This is a genomic window from Moritella sp. 24 (assembly GCF_018219155.1).
In the GTDB taxonomy this organism is placed as follows: domain Bacteria; phylum Pseudomonadota; class Gammaproteobacteria; order Enterobacterales; family Moritellaceae; genus Moritella.
In genome coordinates this window covers 4,353,129-4,375,068 of record NZ_CP056123.1, presented here as the reverse complement: position 1 = coordinate 4,375,068, position 21,940 = coordinate 4,353,129, and the positions used below count along the sequence as shown (strand labels likewise).

General features: G+C 41.1%; 18 protein-coding genes and 2 pseudogenes. 16 read left to right on the top strand and 4 right to left on the bottom strand.

Going from position 1 to position 21,940, the window contains the following annotated elements; genetic code table 11:
- Positions 1-14 precede the first annotated feature (14 nt).
- From murE to mutT, 16 genes and pseudogenes are all read left to right on the top strand, one after another.
- Positions 15-1,493 carry a UDP-N-acetylmuramoyl-L-alanyl-D-glutamate--2,6-diaminopimelate ligase gene (gene murE, locus HWV00_RS19510; RefSeq protein WP_211683919.1) on the top strand — a complete coding sequence of 493 codons (1,479 nt, stop codon included), beginning with the start codon at positions 15-17 and terminating at the stop codon, positions 1,491-1,493.
- On the top strand, positions 1,490-2,926 hold the full coding sequence (gene murF, locus HWV00_RS19505) for a UDP-N-acetylmuramoyl-tripeptide--D-alanyl-D-alanine ligase (RefSeq protein WP_211683917.1): 1,437 nt from the start codon (positions 1,490-1,492) through the stop codon (positions 2,924-2,926). The genes murE and murF overlap by 4 nt, the downstream gene beginning before the upstream one ends.
- Positions 2,920-4,002, top strand: a complete 1,083-nt coding sequence (gene mraY, locus HWV00_RS19500) for a phospho-N-acetylmuramoyl-pentapeptide-transferase (protein WP_211683915.1) — start codon at positions 2,920-2,922, stop codon at positions 4,000-4,002. The genes murF and mraY overlap by 7 nt, the downstream gene beginning before the upstream one ends.
- On the top strand, positions 4,002-5,342 hold the full coding sequence (gene murD / locus HWV00_RS19495; protein ID WP_211683913.1) for a UDP-N-acetylmuramoyl-L-alanine--D-glutamate ligase: 1,341 nt from the start codon (positions 4,002-4,004) through the stop codon (positions 5,340-5,342). The genes mraY and murD overlap by 1 nt, the downstream gene beginning before the upstream one ends.
- Complete coding sequence (gene ftsW / locus HWV00_RS19490) at positions 5,342-6,523, top strand: cell division protein FtsW (protein ID WP_211683912.1); 1,182 nt, start codon at positions 5,342-5,344, stop codon at positions 6,521-6,523. Before murD ends, ftsW begins: the two co-directional genes overlap by 1 nt.
- Before the next feature lie 67 nt (positions 6,524-6,590).
- Entirely contained in the window at positions 6,591-7,649 is a 1,059-nt protein-coding gene (gene murG / locus HWV00_RS19485) for an undecaprenyldiphospho-muramoylpentapeptide beta-N-acetylglucosaminyltransferase (RefSeq protein ID WP_211683910.1), read from the top strand.
- Positions 7,650-7,657: 8 nt separating this feature from the next.
- Complete coding sequence (murC, locus tag HWV00_RS19480) at positions 7,658-9,118, top strand: UDP-N-acetylmuramate--L-alanine ligase (RefSeq protein WP_211686715.1); 1,461 nt, start codon at positions 7,658-7,660, stop codon at positions 9,116-9,118.
- Entirely contained in the window at positions 9,106-10,044 is a 939-nt protein-coding gene (locus HWV00_RS19475; protein ID WP_211683908.1) for a D-alanine--D-alanine ligase, read from the top strand. The genes murC and HWV00_RS19475 overlap by 13 nt, the downstream gene beginning before the upstream one ends.
- Before the next feature lie 15 nt (positions 10,045-10,059).
- Positions 10,060-10,878 carry a cell division protein FtsQ/DivIB gene (locus HWV00_RS19470; RefSeq protein WP_211683906.1) on the top strand — a complete coding sequence of 273 codons (819 nt, stop codon included), beginning with the start codon at positions 10,060-10,062 and terminating at the stop codon, positions 10,876-10,878.
- A gap of 5 nt (positions 10,879-10,883) precedes the next feature.
- On the top strand, positions 10,884-12,131 hold the full coding sequence (gene ftsA / locus HWV00_RS19465; protein WP_211683904.1) for a cell division protein FtsA: 1,248 nt from the start codon (positions 10,884-10,886) through the stop codon (positions 12,129-12,131).
- A 29-nt stretch (positions 12,132-12,160) separates the two neighbouring features.
- Positions 12,161-13,342 (top strand): cell division protein FtsZ, encoded by a 1,182-nt coding sequence (gene ftsZ / locus HWV00_RS19460; protein ID WP_211683903.1) that lies wholly within the window; start codon positions 12,161-12,163, stop codon positions 13,340-13,342.
- A 169-nt stretch (positions 13,343-13,511) separates the two neighbouring features.
- A complete protein-coding gene (lpxC, locus tag HWV00_RS19455; protein ID WP_211683901.1) occupies positions 13,512-14,435 on the top strand; it encodes a UDP-3-O-acyl-N-acetylglucosamine deacetylase in 924 nt (307 codons plus the stop codon).
- Between the two features lie 127 nt (positions 14,436-14,562).
- On the top strand, positions 14,563-15,477 hold the full coding sequence (locus HWV00_RS19450; protein ID WP_211683899.1) for a M23 family metallopeptidase: 915 nt from the start codon (positions 14,563-14,565) through the stop codon (positions 15,475-15,477).
- A gap of 46 nt (positions 15,478-15,523) precedes the next feature.
- Positions 15,524-18,062, top strand: a pseudogene (gene secA / locus HWV00_RS19445) (preprotein translocase subunit SecA); the annotation flags it as partial.
- A 95-nt stretch (positions 18,063-18,157) separates the two neighbouring features.
- Positions 18,158-18,244, top strand: a pseudogene (locus tag HWV00_RS21660) (SEC-C metal-binding domain-containing protein); the annotation flags it as partial.
- Positions 18,245-18,384: 140 nt separating this feature from the next.
- A complete protein-coding gene (gene mutT, locus HWV00_RS19440; RefSeq protein ID WP_211683896.1) occupies positions 18,385-18,777 on the top strand; it encodes an 8-oxo-dGTP diphosphatase MutT in 393 nt (130 codons plus the stop codon).
- Between the two features lie 32 nt (positions 18,778-18,809).
- Here the strand turns inward: mutT and yacG are convergent, their stop codons facing one another.
- The 4 genes from yacG to HWV00_RS19420 form a co-directional block, all read right to left on the bottom strand.
- Positions 18,810-19,001, bottom strand: coding sequence for a DNA gyrase inhibitor YacG (yacG, locus tag HWV00_RS19435; RefSeq protein WP_211686713.1), 192 nt, complete (start codon positions 18,999-19,001; stop codon positions 18,810-18,812).
- 27 nt (positions 19,002-19,028) lie between these two features.
- Complete coding sequence (gene coaE, locus HWV00_RS19430) at positions 19,029-19,634, bottom strand: dephospho-CoA kinase (RefSeq protein WP_211683894.1); 606 nt, start codon at positions 19,632-19,634, stop codon at positions 19,029-19,031.
- Between the two features lie 11 nt (positions 19,635-19,645).
- The gene (locus tag HWV00_RS19425; RefSeq protein WP_211683892.1) at positions 19,646-20,533 is read right to left on the bottom strand and encodes an A24 family peptidase; all 888 of its coding nucleotides are present in this window, start codon (positions 20,531-20,533) and stop codon (positions 19,646-19,648) included.
- A 119-nt stretch (positions 20,534-20,652) separates the two neighbouring features.
- Positions 20,653-21,906 (bottom strand): type II secretion system F family protein, encoded by a 1,254-nt coding sequence (locus HWV00_RS19420; RefSeq protein WP_211683890.1) that lies wholly within the window; start codon positions 21,904-21,906, stop codon positions 20,653-20,655.
- Between the last annotated feature and the right edge of the window lie 34 nt (positions 21,907-21,940).

The window sequence follows — 21,940 nt, the reverse complement described above, 5'->3', positions numbered from 1 at the left end:
TTAAGGACTGGGATATGAACCCTTCATGTCGAAAATTATCTCTACGCACGTGGAATATTGACATTGAGCTAGCCGTTAATGCGTTGATTATCGATAGCCGTAACATTAAGTCGGGTGATTGTTTTGTCGCGATTAATGGGCATGCACTTGATGGGCGTCGATTTATTAGCAGTGCAATAAAAGACGGGGCCACTGCTGTACTTAAAGATGCAGATACGCAGACTGAACATGGCTACATCGAATATATTGATGGCATTGCTATTATCTCTTTCTTCGCCCTTAATCAGGCGTTGTCCGCATTAGCAGATAATTTTTATCAATCTCCTTCACAACAGCTAAAACTTATTGGTGTCACTGGCACTAATGGTAAAAGCACTATTACACAAATTATTGCTAACTGGGTTACTTTATTATCTGGTAAAGCGGGTGTCATGGGCACGATTGGTAATGGTTTATTTGATCAATTAGTACAAGCCGAAAATACTACTGGTAGTGGTTTAGATGTGCAACGTGAGATTGCGAACCAACTACAACTTGGCGCTGAACTGTGTGCGATGGAAGTATCGTCACATGGTCTGATTCAAGGACGCGTTAATGCGTTAGATTTTGATGTTGCACTCTTCACTAATTTAACTCGCGATCATCTTGATTATCATGGTGATATGGCGACTTATGCCGACGCTAAAAAAATATTATTCCAAGACGCAGTAAAGCATAAAATCCTCAATGTAGATGATGCTTATGGTAAAGCATGGTCACAAGAGTGGCCTGATGCGATCCAATTTTCGGTTCAGCAAGATTTATCTAATAATACGAGCCCTTTCTTATACAGTCGTGATTTAAGTTTTGATACAACTGGCTTTAGCTGTGAATTAAAAACTAGCTGGGGTGAGGGGACGCTGAAGTGTGGCCTTATTGGTGAGTTTAATGCGTCGAATGTAATTGCCGCTTGCGCAAGTTTGTTAGCGCTCGGTTATGACTTAACTGCGTTATTGCAAGTCGCGCCACAATTAACGGCTGTGTGTGGCCGCATGGAATTGTTTAAACAAGAAGGCCATGCAGCTTGTGTTGTTGATTACGCTCATACGCCAGACGCATTAGAAAAAGCCTTACAAGCATTACGTGTACACTGTGAAGGCAAACTTTGGTGTATTTATGGCTGTGGTGGTGACCGTGATACAGGTAAAAGACCATTAATGGCACAAGTCGCTGAACAATTTTCAGATATGGCTGTCATTACTGATGATAATCCGCGTACTGAGTCTGCCTCTACGATTGTAACTGATATGCTTGCTGGTCTTACTTATCCTGATGCTGTGGAAATTATTCACGATCGTCGTCGTGCGATTCATTGGGCAATGACGCAAAGTGCTGCAGACGATATTATTTTAGTGGCGGGTAAAGGTCATGAAGATTATCAAATTATCGGTGTGAAGAAGCACCATTATAGTGATCGAGATACGATCACAGAGATGCTGGATAACCAACAATGATTAATTTAGCGTTAAGCGCGATAGCGATAAAACTTAATGGCAAGTATCAAGGTGATGATGTCGTTATTACTGATGTTTCAACAGACACGCGTACAATCAAAAGTGGTGATTTATTTGTCGCATTAAGTGGTGATAACTTTGATGCGAATAGTTTTGTTGCGAAAGCTGCTGAGCAAGGTGCGATAGCTGCTATCGTCACGAAAAAGCAAGCAGTCGATATTCCTCAGATTGTCGTCAAAGATAGCCGAATTGCGTTAGGTTTATTAGGCAAAATGGTGCGTGAACAAGTTAATCCGAAAGTGGCTGCGTTGACCGGAAGTAATGGTAAAACGACAACCAAAGAAATGTTAGCGGCAATTGTAAAGTTAGTTGCACCTACATTAGCAACAGCGGGTAACTTTAACAATGACATCGGTGTGCCGTTGACCTTGTTACGTCTCCAACATGAAGATCAATTTGCAGTGATGGAGCTTGGTGCTAATCACAAAAAAGAAATTGGTTATACTACTGGATTGGTATTGCCAGACGTAGTGTTAATTAATAATGTTGATGCCGCGCATTTAGAGGGCTTTGGTGATTTACAGGGTGTTGCTCTGGCCAAAAGTGAGATTCTTTCTGGTGTGAAGCAGCGGGGTATGGCTGTACTTAACCGCGATGATAAGTTTTATCAGTACTGGTTACGTAAAGTTGACGCACAGAGACATGTTAATTTTTCTGTTGTTGACGCGAGTGCTGATTACTTTGCCGCTGATATTATGTTTGATGATGCCGGTAACCCAACATTTAAACTATGTACTACACAGGGTGAGTGCATTATTAATTTAAGGGTTGCTGGTCGCCATAATGTGGCGAATGCATTAGCTGCAGCAGCGATGGCAAGCTGTTTTGGTATTGACCTTAAAACCATTAAACTCGGTCTCGAATCGATGGAAAACGTGCAAGGTCGATTGAAAATCTCATTATTAACACCGCGTATACGTATTATTGATGATACGTATAACGCCAATATTGCTTCGGTAAAAGCAGCTATTGATGTGTTAACACATTTCCCTTCTAAAAATATCTTAGTAATGGGCGACATGGGTGAACTTGGTGACAGTACTGCGGATATGCATCAACAGGTCGGTCATTATGCACAGCAGCAACAGGTTGACCATGTATATACCTGTGGCACGATGAGTCGTGAAGCGGCGTTAACTGCGGGTATAAATGGTCGTGCTTTTTTATCGCAAACACGATTAGTTGATGCATTAGTTGAATTGGTGACAACGGCACCTGAAGAGCAAATGTTTACCTTATTATTTAAAGGTTCTCGTAGCGCTAAAATGGAGCAAGTGATCGACTTGTTAGCCACTAGATTATCCGATAACGCAGCTATGTTAATCGAAAATACAATGTTAGTTAAAAATACAGTAAAGGAAATAAAATGTTAGTTTGGTTGTTCGAATCTTTAAGTGAGCACTTCTCGCTATTTAGAGTTTTTTCATATCTCACTTTTCGTGCAATTATCACGATTATTACGTCACTGTTACTGACATTATGGATGGGGCCGAAACTTATCCGCTATTTGCAAGATATGCAGATTGGCCAAATTGTACGTGATGATGGCCCAGAGTCTCACTTCAGTAAGCGCGGTACGCCAACGATGGGTGGTGTGATGATCTTGATTGCTATTTTAGTCTCAACATTATTATGGGCAAGGTTGGATAATGCATACGTCTGGATCATGATGTTTGTGTTTACTGCCTTTGGTGCAATTGGTTTTGTTGATGATTATCGTAAAGTGATCCGTAAAGATACAGATGGTTTAATCGCACGTTGGAAGTATTTCTGGCAGTCGGCGGTTGCGATTGGTATCGCGGTTTACTTGTATGTGACAGCAGGCTCGGCGGCTGAAACGACATTAGTTGTGCCTTTCTTTAAAGAATACATGCCTGAGTTAGGTCTGCTATTTATTGTATTAACTTACTTTGTGATTGTAGGCAGTAGTAATGCGGTTAACTTAACTGATGGTCTGGATGGATTGGCTATTTTGCCAACAGTATTGGTTGCGGGTGCATTCATGCTGGTTGCTTACTTAACGGGTAACGTTAAATTTGCAGAATATCTGTTTATTCCGTATATCCCACAAGCCAGTGAACTGGTTATTGTGTGCGCCGCGATTGTGGGTGCTGGACTGGGCTTCTTATGGTTTAACACTTACCCTGCACAAGTGTTTATGGGCGATGTTGGCTCGTTAGCGTTAGGTGCTGGTCTAGGTACGCTTGCAGTATTAGTTCGCCAAGAGTTTATGCTCGTGATTATGGGTGGTGTATTTGTAATGGAAACCGTGTCGGTTATCTTGCAAGTGGGTTCATATAAGTTACGTGGTCAACGTATCTTCAGAATGGCCCCAATTCATCATCATTATGAATTGAAAGGCTGGCCAGAACCGCGTGTTATTGTGCGTTTTTGGATTATCACTATTATTTTAGTACTCATTGGCTTAGCTACGTTAAAGGTTCGCTAATGACACAATTATCTGAGCAAAATATGGCATCTTCTATTGTTATTGTTGGTTTAGGCCAAACGGGTCTGTCTTGTGTACGCTATTTCCTAAAACAAGGTATTGTCCCTGTTGTCGTCGATAGTCGTGATGCACCTCCGGGACAAGATGAATTGCCTGCTCAGGTAACCTTGTATAAAGGCGGATTATATCCCGAGATCTTATTACAAGCCAAACAATTAATTGTTAGCCCTGGTATTGCGATTGCAACGCCAGCGATCGCAGCTGCACAGCGAAATGGTGTGGAAGTGATTGGTGATATCGAATTGTTTGTCCGCGCAGCTAAAGCTCCGATTATTGCAATTACAGGTTCTAACGGTAAATCGACGGTGACGACACTTGTTGGCGAAATGGCGAATTCAGCAGGTGTTAAAACCGCAATCGGTGGCAACATTGGAATTCCAGCGCTAGACCTTCTCGATGTTGCAGACCCTTATCAGTTATATGTTTTAGAGCTTTCAAGTTTTCAACTGGAAACGACCCACAGTTTACAAGCTGTGGCTGCAACAGTACTGAATGTAACGGATGACCACCTTGATCGCTATCCTGATTTTGAGGCTTACCGTCAGGCAAAATTGTCTATTTATCAGCATGCGCAAACGGTCGTAACGAATCGTGATGATGTGTTAACCGCTTGTCCTGAACAAGCGAATACGACTAGCGCAATTAAGCATAGCTTTGGTGAAGATAATGCTGACTATGGCTTGATTCAACAGCAAGGTAGTACGTGGCTTGCTTATCAAGGCGAAGGCATTATCAGTGCGGATGATTTAAAGATCACGGGTGTGCATAATTTAATGAATGCATTGTCTGCGATTGCGTTGCTTGATGCTGCTGGTGTAGATCGTACTAAAACGCTACCGGGCTTGATGCAATTCACTGGGTTGGCCCATCGTTGTGAATTTATTCGTGAGCTTAATGATGTCATGTGGATTAACGATACCAAGGCAACGAATGTTGGGGCCACGTTAGCGGCGCTTGATGGTCTTAAAAGTAGTGTTAAAGGGCGTTTATATCTGATTGCAGGTGGTGATGGCAAGGGGGCTGATTTTAGTCCTTTAGAATCTGCACTATGTGATGATATTGCCCTTACTTATTGTTTTGGTAAAGACGCTGAATGTTTTACTGCATTAGCGAGTAATACCAAGCTTGTTGCCGACCTAACGGTTGCGATTCGTGAAATTAGTGAATTAGTACAGCCGGGTGATTGGGTTTTATTATCACCAGCGTGTGCCAGTATTGATATGTACGCTAATTTTATGGCGCGTGGTGATCACTTTAGAGCGTTAGTTAAGGCCCTGTAATGGAATTTTTAACACGGACGAAAGCCTATCTGCTAGGTGTTGAAGAACAACAGACTGCTGTGTATGACCGACAGTTATTATTATTAGCTATTGTCTTGATGATGGTTGGTTTAGTCATGGTTGCATCAGCATCATTACCAGAAGGTATTGCGCTGGGTAATGACCCGTTCATGTTTGTGAAAAAGCATTTAATATTTCTGTGTGTTTCTTTGTTTGCGGCGATCTGTGTATTGAATGTGCCGATAGCATTTTTTGAACGTAATAGTGTACGTTTTTTGTTTGTCGCAATTGCATTACTGGTACTGGTTCTCGTGATCGGACGTACTGTAAATGGTAGTACTCGCTGGATCTCTCTTGGTCCTTTGAATATGCAGCCTGCCGAATTTGCAAAATTTGCGCTATTTACTTATTTTTCTGGTTATCTAGTGCGTCAAAAAAGTCTATTACAAGAAAGTTATAAAGGCTTTGTGAATGGCTTATTAGTGATTGTTGTTATTTCTGCATTGCTTCTTGTTCAACCTGATTTCGGCTCTGTTATGGTTATTTTAACCACGAGTGTCGCACTGTTATTTATCGGTGGTGCAAAATTAGTACACTTCATAGCATTATGCGTTGTCGCGATTTTACTGGGTGCATTAGCAGTGATATTATCGCCTTACCGAATGCGTCGAATTACTTCTTTTCTCGACCCTTGGGATGATCCATTCGGCAGTGGCTATCAGTTAACTCAATCTTTAATGGCATTTGGCCGTGGCAGCTTTAGTGGTGAAGGTCTCGGTAATTCGATCCAAAAGTTGGAATATTTACCAGAAGCGCATACCGATTTTGTATTCGCTATTTTGGCTGAAGAATTAGGCTTCTTGGGTGTCTTTATTGTATTGATGCTACAGATGTTACTGGTGTTTAAAGCATTACAAATTGGTCGTCGTAGTCTAGAGCTTGATCAATCATTTGCTGGTTTTCTGGCAATTAGTATTGGAGTTTGGTTCTGTTTTCAAACTTTAGTTAATGTTGGTGCTGCATCGGGGTTATTACCAACAAAAGGGTTAACATTACCCTTGGTGAGCTATGGCGGTTCAAGTTTATTGATCATGAGCTGTGCTGTGGCGGTGCTCTTACGCATTGATTATGAATATCGCGCACAAAAAGTGTCGATATCAAATAATGCTACCCCAAGTTAGTGATAACATTAATGAATAAATTAACTGTAATCTCTGATTAAATCTCATAACAGTTGAAGATGATATTATGACAAAACGTTTATTAGTGATGGCTGGTGGTACTGGCGGTCATGTATTTCCCGGTATTGCGGTCGCAAAACATTTGCAGCAACAAGGCTGGGTAATTCATTGGATTGGCACTGCTGATCGAATGGAAGCAGATTTAGTCCCACAACATGGTTTTGATATCTCATTTATTGATATATCAGGCGTACGTGGTAATGGCATTAAACGCTTATGCGCTGCACCTTTTCGTATTTTGAAATCAGTTTTACAAGCGCGTAAAGTGATGCAATATTTTAAGCCTGATGTCGTGTTAGGTATGGGCGGCTTTGCGAGTGGTCCGGGCGGTGTTGCTGCATGGTTACAAGGTATTCCCGTGGTATTGCATGAACAGAATGCGGCTGCTGGCTTAACGAATCGTTTGTTAGCGAAAATTGCAAAACGTGTCTTAATGGCTTTCCCTGGTGCATTCAATCATGGGCAACTGGTCGGTAATCCTGTGCGTGAAGATGTATTAGCATTACATGAACAAGTTAAAACAGATAGAGAAAAGCTGACGATATTAGTTGTTGGTGGCAGTTTAGGCGCTAAAGTATTAAATGAGACGTTACCTGCTGCTATCGCGTTATTACCACAAGATAAAATTTGTGTTCGTCATCAAGTCGGTAAAAATAATACCGCTGTCGTTAAAGACACTTACCAGACTGTTGGTGTGACAGCTAATGTTGAAGTGACTGACTTTATTGGTGATATGGCGCAGGCGTATGGTCAAGCCGATGTGGTTGTTTGTCGTGCTGGCGCGTTAACGGTATCTGAAGTAGCTGTCGCTGGTTTACCTGCTATTTTCATTCCATTACCGCATGCGGTAGATGATCATCAGACTAAAAATGCACAATCGTTAGTGCAAGCAGGTGGTGCAGTATTAATGCCGCAGAGCGAGTTTAATGCACCTGATTTAGCAAAATTATTACAGCAATGGATTGACGATGAAGCGCAACTTGTCGCGATGTCGAATGCGGCCAAAAGCGCTGCAATCCTAGATGCAACTGAGCAGGTGGCAAATACCTGCTCAGCATTAAGTTAAGAGAGAAGATAATGCCTGAACAAAAGATCGCACAACTTAGAACAATAGTGCCAGAGATGCGCCGTGTGAAAACTATTCATTTTGTTGGCATCGGTGGTGCTGGCATGGGCGGTATCGCCGAAGTATTAGCAAATGAAGGTTACCAGATCACTGGTTCTGATTTAGCACCGAATCCAGTGACTGAACGCTTGGTTAAGTTAGGCGCAAAAATTAATTTTGATCATAAAGCAGAAAATGTACTTAATGCCAGTGTTGTTGTTGTCTCAACGGCAATCGATTTAACGAACCCTGAGATTATTGCGGCACATGAAAATCGTACTCCAGTCGTAAAACGTGCAGAGATGCTTGCTGAACTCATGCGCTTCCGTCATGGTATCGCGATTGCGGGGACGCACGGTAAAACCTCGACAACAGCACTCGTGACAGGTATTTATCATGAAGCAGGCTTAGATCCAACATTTGTTAACGGTGGTTTAGTTAAGAGTACTGGTACGAATGCTGGCTTAGGTATGAGCCGTTATCTGATCGCAGAAGCAGATGAAAGTGATGCTTCATTCTTATTATTACAGCCTATGGTTGCAGTAGTGACGAATATTGAAGCTGATCATATGGATACGTATGGTGGCGACTTTGCAAAATTAGAAAAAACCTTTATTGATTTTTTACATAATCTTCCATTTTATGGTTTAGCTGTTATGTGTGCCGATGATGCGGTAATTGAAAAATTGATCCCAGACGTTGGTCGTCAGGTGGTTACTTATGGTTTTTCTGAAAAAGCAGATGTTCGTATTGTAGATTATGTGCAAAAAGGGCATCAAAGCCATTTTACTATTTGCCGTAAAGATCGTGATGATTTACGTGTTAGTTTAAACTCTCCGGGTCAGCATAATGCCTTGAATGCAACGGCCGCTGTCGCGGTTGCGACGGAAGATGGCATTAAAGATAGTGCGATTGTTAAAGCGCTCGCTGATTTTGCTGGAACGGGTAGACGTTTTGACCACTTAGGCCAATTTGATTCAGGCACAGGTAATGTGATGCTCGTTGATGATTATGGGCATCACCCAACAGAAGTTGATGTGACGATTACTGCTGCCCGTGCTGGTTGGCCTGAAAAGCGTTTAGTATCGGTATTTCAACCACACCGCTATACACGTACACGCGATTTATATGAAGACTTTGCAAATGTCTTATCAAAAGTCGATTTATTATTATTATTAGAAGTGTATCCTGCAGGTGAAGAGCCAATTCCGGGAGCAGATAGCCGTTCATTATGTCGTAGTATTAGACAGCGCGGTGCAATCGACCCGATCTTTGTATCTAGTCCTGATGAACTACCAGCTATTCTCGCTGATCATTTACAAGACGGTGACTTGGTATTGACGCAAGGTGCTGGTAATGTTGGTACGCTTGCTAAAGAACTAGCAGCAATGGAAATGAATGTTAGTACGATGAAACAATGGAAGAAGTAATCATGAGCGTAACAAGCAGCAAAAAAGTAGCAGTTCTATTTGGCGGACATTCTGCTGAACGTGAAGTTTCATTAAAATCTGGCGCAGCTGTGACTGCTGGTTTACAGCGTGCGGGCGTTGATGCACATGCTTTAGATACTGCTGAATATGATGTTCATCAATTAAGTCGTGATGGCTTTACACATGCGTTTATTGCACTTCATGGCCGTGGTGGTGAAGATGGTGTGATGCAAGGTGCATTAGAGCAGCTCGCAATCCCTTATACTGGTAGCCGCGTGTTAGGTGCTGCATTAGCGATGGATAAGATCCGAACTAAGCAAATCTGGCAGTCTCAAGGTCTGCCGACTGCACTTTATCGTGTTGTTACACCCACTGATTTTAGCAATTCAGTTGCCGTTGATATTATCGCTGAACTTGGTTCACCCGTTATTATTAAGCCTGCAAAAGAAGGCTCAAGTATCGGTATGGCGAAAGTGCATAGTGTTGCTGAATTAGAAACGGCGGTAACAGCCGCATTTAAATATGATGACGAGATCTTAATTGAACAATGGATCGAAGGCCCTGAATTTACGGTCGCGATTCTTGGTACTGAAGTATTACCTGTGATTCAGCTTAAGACACCAAATACTTTTTATGATTATCAGGCTAAGTACCAATCGAATACGACGGAGTATTTATGCCCAGCCCCAATTACTGATGAACAACGTCAGCAATTACAAGCTTACGCATTAAAAGCATTCCATGCCGTTGCTGCGGAAGGTTGGGGCCGTGTTGATGCGATGCTAGATGCAGAGGGTCAATTCCAGTTATTGGAAGTGAATACGGTTCCGGGGATGACTGAAAAAAGCTTAGTGCCGATGGCTGCAAATGCTGCAGGCTATAATTTTGAAAGTTTAGTTTCAAAGGTATTAGCGCTCGCGCATTAATAAACGTATCTTAATATGACAGCAGCTATCACAACACCATCGGCAGATGCGCCAGACGATAATATCTATGCGCTCACTGAACTTGAAATTCAAGCGGATGAGTCCTGCGATGAAGAATTAACGCCGTCACGTTTAAGACGAAGTTTAGGTCTCGTTTTCTTCTTTATGGTGATAGTATTTTTTAGCTGGATGTTTAGTAGTATGGAAGCATACTTAACTGACGCCAGTAAGATGCCGATGTCAAAGCTAATCATTCAAGGTGAGCGTGATTATGTCAGCGATGATGATGTTCGAGCTGTGTTATTAAAAAAACCAGCTATCGAAAACTATTTTTCGGTTAATGTTGATGACATCCAACGAAAAATTGAGTCATTACCTTGGGTTTATCATGCCTCGGTTCGTAAAAGCTGGCCTGATTTGTTGCGTGTTTACATCCAAGAGCAGCCCGTTGTAGCAGTCTGGAATGATACGCAATTATTAAATGAAGACGGCATTGTCTTTGATGCGGACATTAATCGTGCACCGCGATCATTAGTGAAACTTTATAGTCCGGATGATAGAATCGCGCAAACATTGTCTAAGTACAATGAATTCAAAGGATTATTAGAGTTAAATGATTATAACATTGTTAAAATGACACTTAATTTACGCAATGCAATAACGGTTGTATTAAGTAATGGTATTATGTTGCGCTTAGGACGAGAAGATGCGATAACTCGGATCCAACGTTATATCGATTATGTTGCGGTATTAGATAAAGATAAAATAGCCTATATAGATTTACGTTACGATACAGGTTTCTCAGTTGGCTGGAAAAATGACAATAAAGAGTAATGATAATGACTAAGTCGATGGAACGAAAATTAATTGTTGGTTTAGATGTCGGTACATCAAAAATAGCTGTTGTAGTGGGTGAATTATTACCTGATGGCGAACTGAACATTATCGGATTAGGCGAAAGTACATCAAGAGGGATGGATAAAGGTGGTGTGAACGATCTTGAATCTGTCGTAAAAGCGGTACAACGTGCGTTACAAGAAGCTGAGATGATGGCAGATATGAAAATATCATCTGTTTACCTCAGTATTTCAGGTAAACATATCAGTAGCCAAGATGAAATTGGTATGGTGGCGATTTCTGAAGACGAAGTCACACAAGATGATGTAGATAATGTGATCTATACTGCAAGGTCTGTGCGTATTCGTGATGAGCATCGAATTTTGCACGTAATACCACAGGAGTATGCTATTGATTATCAAGAGCGCATAAAAAACCCTGTTGGTTTATCCGGCGTTCGCATGAAAGCGAAGGTACATTTGATCACCTGTCACAACGATATGGCAAAAAATATTGTAAAATGTGCTGAACGTTGCGAATTGCAAGTCGATAAATTAATTTTTTCTGCTTTAGCATCAAGTTATGCAGTCGTGACAGATGATGAAAAAGAGCTTGGTGTATGTGTTGTTGATATCGGCGGTGGTACGATTGATATCGCCGTATTTTATGACGGTTCATTACGTCATACTTCGGTATTTTCTTATGCTGGTAATGCAGTTACTAGTGATATTGCGTATGCATTTGGTACACCTCCTGCAGATGCCGAAAATATTAAAGTTAACTTTGGTTGTGCGCATGCTAATTTATTACAGCGCGATGATACTATCGAAGTTGCCAGTGTTGGTGGTCGACCATCGCGCACTTTACAGCGACAAACACTTGCAGAAGTGATCGAACCTCGATATTCTGAGCTATTCGGAATGGTTGAAGCTGAATTAAAAACTGTTTTAGAGTCATTAAAACTGGAAAAATTGGCTGCGGGTATAGTCCTGACTGGTGGCGCAGCACAAATTGAAGGTTTGGTTGAATGTGCTGAAAGCGTGTTTAACTCACAAGTTAGAATCGGTGCCCCTTTAAATATCAATGGGTTAACTGAGTATGTAAATACACCAGTGTATTCAACAGCGGTTGGCTTACTTCAGTTTGGTAAAGAACAACAGTTCGAACCAACGACAGAAGTAGTCGTAGAAAGGAATAATTGTAATCAGCTACTCAAAAAAATAACTAGCTGGTTCAAAGGCGGGTTCTAAAACCCTATAAGATTTTTGGAGAAATTACCATGTTTGAACTACTCGATGATAGTAACGATGAAGCTGTCATTAAAGTCATTGGTGTTGGTGGTGGCGGCGGTAACGCTGTTGATCACATGGTCAGTGAAACAATTGAAGGTGTTGAATTTATAGTTGTTAATACGGATGCGCAAGCATTACGTAATTCAGCCGCTGGATCTGTAATTCAAATCGGTAACACTATCACTAAAGGCCTCGGCGCAGGTGCTAATCCAGCTGTTGGCCGTGAAGCGGCATCGGAAGATCGCGATACTATTCGTGAGCACCTACAAGGCTCAGATATGATCTTTATTGCTGCTGGTATGGGCGGTGGTACTGGTACTGGTGCTGCACCAGTTGTTGCTGAAATTGCTAAAGAACTTGGCATTTTAACAGTTGCTGTTGTAACAAAACCTTTCTCTTTTGAAGGTAAGCGTCGTTTAACTTATGCACAAGCTGGTATTGATGCATTAAGTGAACAAGTTGATTCGTTAATTACTATCCCTAACGACAAATTACTTAAAGTATTAGGTCGTGGCGTAAGCTTACTTGATGCATTTAAAGCTGCAAATAACGTATTGCTTGGTGCTGTTCAAGGTATTGCAGAACTAATTACACGTCCAGGTCTAATCAACGTGGATTTCGCCGATGTTCGCACAGTAATGAGCGAAATGGGTACTGCAATGATGGGTACAGGCGTTGCGTCTGGTGAAGATCGTGCTGAAGAAGCGGCTGAAGCTGCAATCTCAAGCCCATTGCTTGATGATGTCGATTTGGCGGGTGCGCGCGGTATTCTTGTTAATATCACAGCGGGCTTAGATATTAATATCGAAGAATTCGAAACTGTTGGTAACTCTGTTAAAGCGTTCGCATCTGATAATGCAACGGTTGTTGTTGGTGCTGTGATTGATCCTGAAATGACGGATGAATTACGTGTAACAGTTGTTGTTACAGGTATAGGTGCTGAAAATAAACCTGATATCACGCTAGTACCAACACCAGTAAAGAAAGTTGAAGAAGCGAAAGTTGAACAAACTAAAGCTGAAGAAACTGTTAAAGCTACTGTTGTTCCAGCCGATAAGCAAGTAGATGTACAGCAAGTTGCTGTTGGTGAAAGTAATACGACTACTGCAACGAAAAGTGAACCGGATTATCTTGATATTCCTGCGTTTTTACGTCGTCAAGCAGACTAATACTTTATCGTACTGTAGCTAGAATGTAATTCAGTCTGACGCATTGTTTTTAGTGTAAAGACTGAATTATATAAGACGAGTTTGGATTGGTGATTTTGCATTTTCACTAGGGCTGTGGTAAATTGCTCGGCCTCTCGTTGGAGTGTGGGATTTAAATAGGGTGACATTAATGATTAAACAAAGAACATTAAAACAAGCAGTTCGTGGTACCGGAATCGGTCTACATTCTGGCAACAAGGTTACCCTTAATCTTCGTCCAGCGGCAGCGAACACCGGTATTATTTACCGTCGTATCGATCTTAATCCAGTTGTTGATTTTAAAGCATCAGCAGACATGGTGAAAGACACGATGCTATGTACTTGTCTTATTAGTGAAGATGGCCATCGTATTTCTACCGTTGAACATCTCAATGCTGCATTAGCTGGTCTTGGTATTGATAATATCATTATTGAAGTTGATGCTGCTGAAATTCCAATTATGGATGGTAGTGCAAGTCCGTTTATTTTCTTACTGCAAAGTGCAGGAATTGAAGAACTGAACTGTGCGAAGCAATTCATTAAAATCAAACAACCTATTCGTGTTGAAGATGGCGATAAATGGGCTGAATTCTTACCGTCTAACCATGGCTTTATCATGGATTTACGTATTGAATTTGATCACCCTGTATTTGAAGGTCAAAACCAACATATTCGTGCAGATTTCTCTGGCGACTGGTTCCATCAAGAAATCAGCCGAGCACGTACGTTTGGTTTCATGAAAGACATTGAATACTTACAATCACAGAATCTTGCACTCGGCGGTAGCTTAGAGAACGCAATCGTGGTTGATGAGTTCCGTATTCTAAATGATGACGGCTTACGTTATGATGATGAATTCGTAAAACATAAAGTACTGGATGCTGTTGGCGACCTGTATTTATCTGGTCATTCAATCTTAGGTGAGTTTAGAGCATTCAAAACTGGCCATGGTATGAATAACTTATTACTAAGAGCCTTACTTGCTAATCAAGAAGCGTGGGAATTCACCACCGTTGATGAAACGCAAGAAGCACCAATTCGTTGGTTAGAACCAAGCCTAGAATTAGCGTTATAATCTAACCAAATCTGCGTTGTATCTCGGAACTGGCATGAGTTAGTTGGGTTCGAGGTAAATACAGATAGAATTGTGGCATTAAATTGTTTATATTTAGTGTCACAAATTCATCAGTTAATAAAAGATTATGAGCGTTACAGTTACTTATTCGAATAGTAAACACAGCTATTCTAAATTATTTAATTTCTACTTCTTAATATTTGCCTTAATCATTGTTATTGCCATTTCGATTACAGCTTCTTGGTTTCTCTATTCAAACTACTCTTCTCAAGCAATACAACTTAAGATCGCAAAAACTCAACAAAAATATCAACAACAAGCAGATGAAGTTCTTGCTCTACGTCAAGAAACGGATTTGAAAATCGCTGTATTTGCGAGTAAAGTTGGCATGATGCAAGCAGAAGTCAATCGCTTAAGCTTATTAAGTGATGAGTTAGCTAAGAGTGCGAGTTTAACGCGTGGCGAATTCGATTTCACAGCAAAGCCAGCAATGGGTGGTCCACTTGATACTGATTCAAGTTATGCGGTCGATTTGCAAACCTTACTTGAAGAGATGGATTCACTCTCGTTAGAAGTAAATAATCGCTCGCAACAGCTATCACTACTTGAAACTATGCTATTGAATCACAATATAACTGATGAGGCTGTTTTATCTGGACGCCCAGTTATTCAACGCGGTTCTTGGTTATCATCTCCCTATGGTATCCGTAAAGACCCTTTTACAGGGCGTGCTCGGATGCATAAAGGCGTTGATTTTGCTGGTAATAATGGAATGAATATTATCGCAACGGGCGCAGGTGTTGTAACATGGTCTGGAAAACGCGCTGGTTATGGATTATTAATTGAAATCAACCACGGAAATGGTTTGTCTTCACGTTATGCTCACTCTAAAGAATTGATTGCTAAAGAAGGTGATGTTGTAGGCAAAGGGCAAACTATTGCTATTATGGGGAGTACAGGGCGTTCGACTGGTCCTCATGTTCATTACGAAGTGCTAAAATCAGGACGACAAATCGATCCGAAACGCTACGTTTATCGCTAAAATGCTTTAAATTCAAATTAGATTCACAATAACTTTTGGTCATAAAATGTTAACTAATATAATTACAAAAATAGTCGGTAGCCGCAATGACCGCATTTTAAAAAAATTGCATAAAGTTGTAAAACAGGTTAATCAATTAGAAGCTGATTTTGAAGTATTATCAGATGAAGAGCTAAAAGCTAAAACGGTTGATTTTCAACAACGTTTAGCTGCTGGAGATTCACTTGATAGCATTTTAGCAGAAGCATTCGCGGTTGTTCGTGAAGGCTCAAAACGTGTATTTGGTATGCGTCACTTCGATGTTCAATTATTGGGTGGTATGGTTTTAAATAATAACCAAATTGCTGAAATGCGTACTGGTGAAGGTAAAACACTTACCGCAACACTACCTGCTTACCTTAATGCACTAACAGGTAAAGGTGTGCATATTATTACAGTGAATGATTACCTTGCTGCACGTGATGCGGAATGGAATCGTGAACTATTTGAATTTTTAGGCTTAACTGTTGGTCTTAATGTTTCGGGCATGGACAACATGGCTAAACGTGAAGCTTACGCTGCGGATGTTACTTACGGAACCAATAATGAATTTGGTTTTGATTACTTGCGTGACAACATGGCGTTTGAACCACAACAACGTGTAATGCGCCCATTATACTATGCGGTAATCGATGAAGTGGATTCAATTTTAATTGATGAAGCGCGTACACCATTGATTATTTCTGGCCCTGCAGATGACAGTTCTGAGCTATACACTAAGATTAATACCATTATTCCGTTGTTAGAACAGCAAGAACAGGAAGATACTGAAGAATATACTGGTGATGGTCATTACACCGTTGATGAAAAGAACAAGCAAGTATTACTGACTGAAAATGGTCAAATCAAAGTTGAAGAAATGCTTAAAGAGCGTGGCTTATTAAGCGAAGAAGATTCTTTATTTTCTGCGGGTAATATTTCATTACTACATCACATCAATGCGGCATTACGTGCGCATACGTTATTTGAAAAAGATGTAGATTATATCGTCAGCGATGAAGGCGAGATTGTTATTGTCGATGAGCACACTGGTCGTACGATGCCTGGTCGTCGTTGGTCTGAAGGTTTACACCAAGCGGTAGAAGCACGCGAAGGTGTTAAAATTCAAAACGAAAACCAAACATTAGCGTCAATTACATTCCAGAATTATTTCCGTATGTATGAAAAGCTGTCTGGTATGACAGGTACCGCTGATACTGAAGCATTCGAATTCCAATCTATCTACAGTTTAGAAACGGTTGTATTACCGACTAATAAACCAATGGCACGTAAAGATTTCGGTGATTTAGTTTACCTGACTGCGGATGAAAAACACGTTGCGATTATTGAAGATATCAAAGACTGTGTTAAAAGACAGCAGCCAGTATTGGTTGGTACGGTATCGATTGAAAGTTCTGAACTGCTTTCTAATTTGCTGAAAAAAGACAAGATCAAACATAACGTATTGAATGCAAAGTTCCACGAACGTGAAGCTGAAATTGTTGCTGATGCTGGTCGCTCTGGTGCCGTAACAATTGCAACTAATATGGCTGGTCGTGGTACCGATATTGTTTTAGGTGGTAATTGGCAGACTGAAGTTGATAAGTTGAAAAACGCAACTGAAGCGCAAATTAAACACATTAAAGATCAATGGCAGGTTCGTCACGACGCGGTACTTACTGCGGGTGGTTTACACATTATTGGTACAGAGCGCCATGAGTCACGTCGTATTGATAACCAGTTACGTGGTCGTTCTGGTCGTCAGGGTGATGCGGGTTCTACACGTTTCTACTTATCAATGGCCGATCCGCTTATGCGTATTTTCACATCAGACCGTATTACAGGCATGATGAAGAAACTGGGCATGGAAGAAGGCGAAGCGATTGAACATAAGTGGGTAACACGTGCAATCGAAAACGCTCAACGTAAAGTTGAAGGCCGTAACTTCGATATTCGTAAATCATTACTTGAATTTGATGATGTTGCTAATGATCAACGTAAAGTGGTTTATGAGCAACGTAATGAGTTGATGGAATCGGAAGATATTAGCGAGACGATGGTAGTGATCCGTGAAGACGTGATTAATGCTGTTATGGATGCTTACATTCCACCACAATCACTACATGAAATGTGGGATATCTCAGGCTTAGAGAAGCGTTTACGTGCTGACTTCATGCTAGAGCTACCGATTCAACAATGGTTGGATGATGATACTAAATTATACGAAGAAAAAATTCGTGAACGTATCATGACGGCAGCTAACGAAGCATACACAGCAAAAGAAGACGCTGTTGGCGCACAAGTTATTCGCCAGTTCGAAAAAGCAGTCATGCTACAAACACTTGATGGTTTATGGAAAGAGCACTTAGCGGCAATGGACCATTTACGTCAAGGTATTCATTTACGTGGTTATGCACAGAAAAACCCGAAACAAGAATACAAGCGTGAATCGTTTGAACTGTTTACTGAAATGTTAGAAAACTTAAAATCAGATGTTGTTGGTGTTATTTCTAAAGTACAAGTTCAAGCACCTGAAGATGTTGAAGCGGTAGAAGCACAGCGTCGTCGCAGTGAATCTTTACCACAAAGCATGAGCCATGCAACGGCTGAAAATCAGCTTGCAGACAACTCGGAAGCAGCCGCTGATCCTGAAACATTTGTACGCCAAGGTCAGAAAGTGGGTCGTAATGATCCGTGCCCTTGTGGTTCAGGTGCTAAATTCAAACAGTGCCATGGTAAACTCAGCTAAACTAAGTTAATAACAACGCTTAATCGAATGGCTTAATATGATGTAGGCCATGACTGAGTTTTAAAGCGCTAAAGCAGCAATGTTTTAGCGCTTTTTATTAACTGTAATTTTTTTGTATTATATTCATAAGAGAAACTATCATGAAAGTTGTCCATGTCGCTGCTGGTATTATTGTTCGTGACCAGCAAGTATTCATCAGTAAGCGTAGCTCAGAGCAACACCAAGGCGATAAATGGGAGTTTCCTGGTGGTAAGGTGGAATCAGGTGAATCAGTGCTTGAAGCGTTAACAAGAGAGCTAAAAGAAGAGGTTAACCTTGAGGTTGTTAATGCACATGTATTTCATCAGCTAGAGTTTGATTACGGTGATAAAGTCGTGCAACTGGATTTCTACCTTGTCGATAATTTTGAAGGTGTGGGTAAGGGGCTTGAAGGGCAGCAAACGGAATGGGTTAATATTCATGATTTAACGAATTATACTTTCCCTGCCGCAAATCAGGTGATTGTTGAGATGTTAGTGGCTCAGTTTGCCTGAGCCACTTAGCATTATACTTTTAGTTCATGCAATTAATCGAATTCGTAGCCTTTAGGCTGCAGTTCTTGTGGTGATACATCTTCACCGGGAATTGCACGTTCTTCACTTGCCCATTCGCCAAGATCAATGAGTTTACAGCGGTCACTGCAAAATGGGCGAAATTCACTTGTTGCGACCCATTCAACAGGTTTTTGACAGGTCGGGCAATTTACTTGCATGGTTATTTCCTAAATATATAGCGCTTAAAAATGTCAGTTTGCCACGGCACTTGCCGCTAACTCAAGAAATTTTTGATGTAAAATATCAACATCATCAGCGAGCTGTTGGCGATCATTATTGACCACGACAGAATCGGCGTCTGCTAGACGCTGTTGGCGACTCGCTTGTGATTGTAATATAGCCTTGGCTTGCTGCTCTGAAACGTGATCACGTGCAATGGTTCGCTCTATTTGAACTTGCTCTTCTACATCTACAACCAATACATGATCACATAAACTAGTGAGGTTATTCTCTACTAATAGAGGGACAACAAGTAGTGTGTAAATGGATCTGCTTGCCGCTAATTGTGCTAATAACTCAGCTCTAATCATCGGGTGTAATAAGTTATTTAGCCATTGCTTATTTGTGTCATCAGAAAATATTTTCTCTCTTAATAAAGTTCGATTTAAGCTGCCATCATCGAGTAATATTTCAGGGCCAAAATGAGTGCTAATTTGGGCCAAGCCATCACTACCAATAGCCACCACTTCTCGTGCAACAATATCAGCATCAACTAAATTAATGTTTTTAGTCGCAATGAGATCGGCAACCGTTGTTTTACCCGATGCAATCCCGCCTGTTAATCCGACAACATACATAGCAAGGTCCCTTAATAGATAAAGTTAGACAGGTAGAAATCAACGATTTGATCGCCCCAGATAAGATATAACCAACCTGCAATCGCAAGATAAGGGCCAAATGGGATCGGGTTACCTTGGGTATGTTTTTTTAGTGCGATTTGGCTAATACCGATAATAGCGCCAGCAAATGAAGAGAGTAGAACAATCGCCAAAATAGATTGCCAACCAAACCAAGCGCCAAATGCAGCTAATAGTTTAAAGTCTCCATAGCCCATGCCCTCTTTTCCGGTCAGTAGCTTAAAACCCCAATACACCGACCAGAGTGATAAGTAACCTACAATTGCCCCAATGATGGCATCTGAAGGTGTTACCCATGCGTAATTAACGTTAAGTAATAAACCTAACCATAATAGCGGTAATGTCATTTGATCGGGCAATAACATTTTATCTATATCAATGAAGGTTAGCGCGACTAAACACCATGTTAGTAATAAGGCTCCTGCTAATTGAATACCGTAAGGGATGTAAAAGGCAACAGCCAAAGATAAGAGTCCAGTGAGGAGCTCGATACTTGGATAACGTGCAGATATTGGGTTTGCGCAACTACTGCATTTACCACGTAATACCAACCAACTGATCACTGGAATATTTTCTAATGCGGTAATTTGATGATTGCATTTAGGGCAAGCAGAGCGGGGCAGCAATAAGTTAAATTTAGCTGCTTGGTGTTCTGGTGTTACAGCTTTACATTCGTCACTGAAATAGACGGTGCACTCTTGTTTCCATTCATGTTCCATCATAATTGGTAAACGGTAGATCACGACATTAAGGAAGCTACCAACCAGTAGACCAAGTAAAGCAACAGATAGCCATAATAGCCAAGGATAGAGTTGAAAGAGTAGCGCTAAGTCTTGCATTTAAATTACCTGTACGGAATCAAATTGATAGATAAGTATTAATTGAAATAAGATGATAGCAAACTCATCACAGAAAAGCTGTTAAAGCGGCAGGCAAAGCATCACTTGTGCGAGTTCAACTACATAATGCTGCCCATTTCAAAAATAGGTAAGTACATTGCAATCACCAGCCCACCAATGACTATACCCAATACCACCATAATCATTGGTTCAATTAAACTGGTAAGCCCATCAACAGCATCATCGACTTGTTGTTCATAAATATGCGCAACCTTTGCTAACATATCATCAAGTGAGCCTGACTCTTCACCAATCATCACCATCTGTGTGACCATATCTGGAAATAAATTCGTTGAGCGCATGGCGATGTGCATCTGTAATCCTGCGATGACTTCGCTGCGCATTTCCATTACCGCGCTTTTATAAACAATATTACCGGATGCCCCTGCGGCTGAAGTCAGCGAGTCGACCAGTGGGATACCAGCTGCAAATGTTGTCGATAAGGTTCTGGCAAAACGGGCCATTGCGCCTTTGTGCATAATTGGACCAATCGCTGGAATTTTCAGGATGCTACGTTCACTCATGTGTTTTATTTTCATAGAGCGTTTATTGGCTTTAAGGTAGATAAAGGGCATTCCAAATAATATCCCGATCACCAAATACCAAAATTGGCTCACAAAATCGGAGATAGATAATACGAATAGCGTGAAGGGCGGTAGTTCAGCACCAAAGCTAGCGAAGATATCTTTGAATTGTGGAATAACGTAGAGTAGTAAAATCAAGGTGACGATTGTCGCTACTGCAACCACCATAGCGGGATAGAACATGGCTTTTTTGATCTTTGATTTCAGCGCTTCGGCTTTTTCTTTGTAAGTCGCGATACGATCATAAATACTGTCCAGCGAACCGGATTGCTCACCTGCGCTGATAAGGTCGCAATACAAATCATCAAAATAAAGAGGGTGTTTACGTAGGGTGTCTGACAATGTAGTCCCTGTGGCGACTTCGGCTGCAACTTCGCCGATGAGTGAACGCATTGTTGGGTTGTCATGACTACGTGCAATAATTTCTAAACTTTGTACGAGTGGAACGCCTGCATTTAACATGGTTGCAATTTGACGTGAAATAATTGCAATATCCATCGGTTTAATTTTAGCTTTCGCACTGGAAAATAATCCCGTGGATTTACGGTTAGCTTTTAATACATTAATACCTTGGCGACGTAATTCCACTTTGAGATTGCTGATGCTTTCAGATTGCATTTCGCCACTGACTTTTTTACCTTTGCGATTAACGCCTTGCCAGTTGTAGGGATAGCGTTTTTTGACTGTCGATGTGTTGGTGTTATTAGCTTTTTTAGTTACTGCTACCATGATGCTATCCTTAGCGAATGGTTGACGATAAGAT

Excerpts from the sequence above, each read along its gene's own strand:
- HWV00_RS19420 (WP_211683890.1), bottom strand. The coding sequence starts at position 21,906 with ATGGTAGCAGTAACTAAAAAAGCTAATAACACCAACACATCGACAGTC.
- ftsZ (WP_211683903.1), top strand. The coding sequence starts at position 12,161 with ATGTTTGAACTACTCGATGATAGTAACGATGAAGCTGTCATTAAAGTC.
- murF (WP_211683917.1), top strand. The coding sequence starts at position 1,490 with ATGATTAATTTAGCGTTAAGCGCGATAGCGATAAAACTTAATGGCAAG.
- murE (WP_211683919.1), top strand. The coding sequence starts at position 15 with ATGAACCCTTCATGTCGAAAATTATCTCTACGCACGTGGAATATTGAC.
- ftsW (WP_211683912.1), top strand. The coding sequence starts at position 5,342 with ATGGAATTTTTAACACGGACGAAAGCCTATCTGCTAGGTGTTGAAGAA.
- HWV00_RS19425 (WP_211683892.1), bottom strand. The coding sequence starts at position 20,533 with ATGCAAGACTTAGCGCTACTCTTTCAACTCTATCCTTGGCTATTATGG.
- murD (WP_211683913.1), top strand. The coding sequence starts at position 4,002 with ATGACACAATTATCTGAGCAAAATATGGCATCTTCTATTGTTATTGTT.
- mutT (WP_211683896.1), top strand. The coding sequence starts at position 18,385 with ATGAAAGTTGTCCATGTCGCTGCTGGTATTATTGTTCGTGACCAGCAA.
- coaE (WP_211683894.1), bottom strand. The coding sequence starts at position 19,634 with ATGTATGTTGTCGGATTAACAGGCGGGATTGCATCGGGTAAAACAACG.
- ftsA (WP_211683904.1), top strand. The coding sequence starts at position 10,884 with ATGACTAAGTCGATGGAACGAAAATTAATTGTTGGTTTAGATGTCGGT.
- lpxC (WP_211683901.1), top strand. The coding sequence starts at position 13,512 with ATGATTAAACAAAGAACATTAAAACAAGCAGTTCGTGGTACCGGAATC.
- HWV00_RS19475 (WP_211683908.1), top strand. The coding sequence starts at position 9,106 with ATGGAAGAAGTAATCATGAGCGTAACAAGCAGCAAAAAAGTAGCAGTT.
- HWV00_RS19450 (WP_211683899.1), top strand. The coding sequence starts at position 14,563 with ATGAGCGTTACAGTTACTTATTCGAATAGTAAACACAGCTATTCTAAA.
- mraY (WP_211683915.1), top strand. The coding sequence starts at position 2,920 with ATGTTAGTTTGGTTGTTCGAATCTTTAAGTGAGCACTTCTCGCTATTT.
- HWV00_RS19470 (WP_211683906.1), top strand. The coding sequence starts at position 10,060 with ATGACAGCAGCTATCACAACACCATCGGCAGATGCGCCAGACGATAAT.
- murG (WP_211683910.1), top strand. The coding sequence starts at position 6,591 with ATGACAAAACGTTTATTAGTGATGGCTGGTGGTACTGGCGGTCATGTA.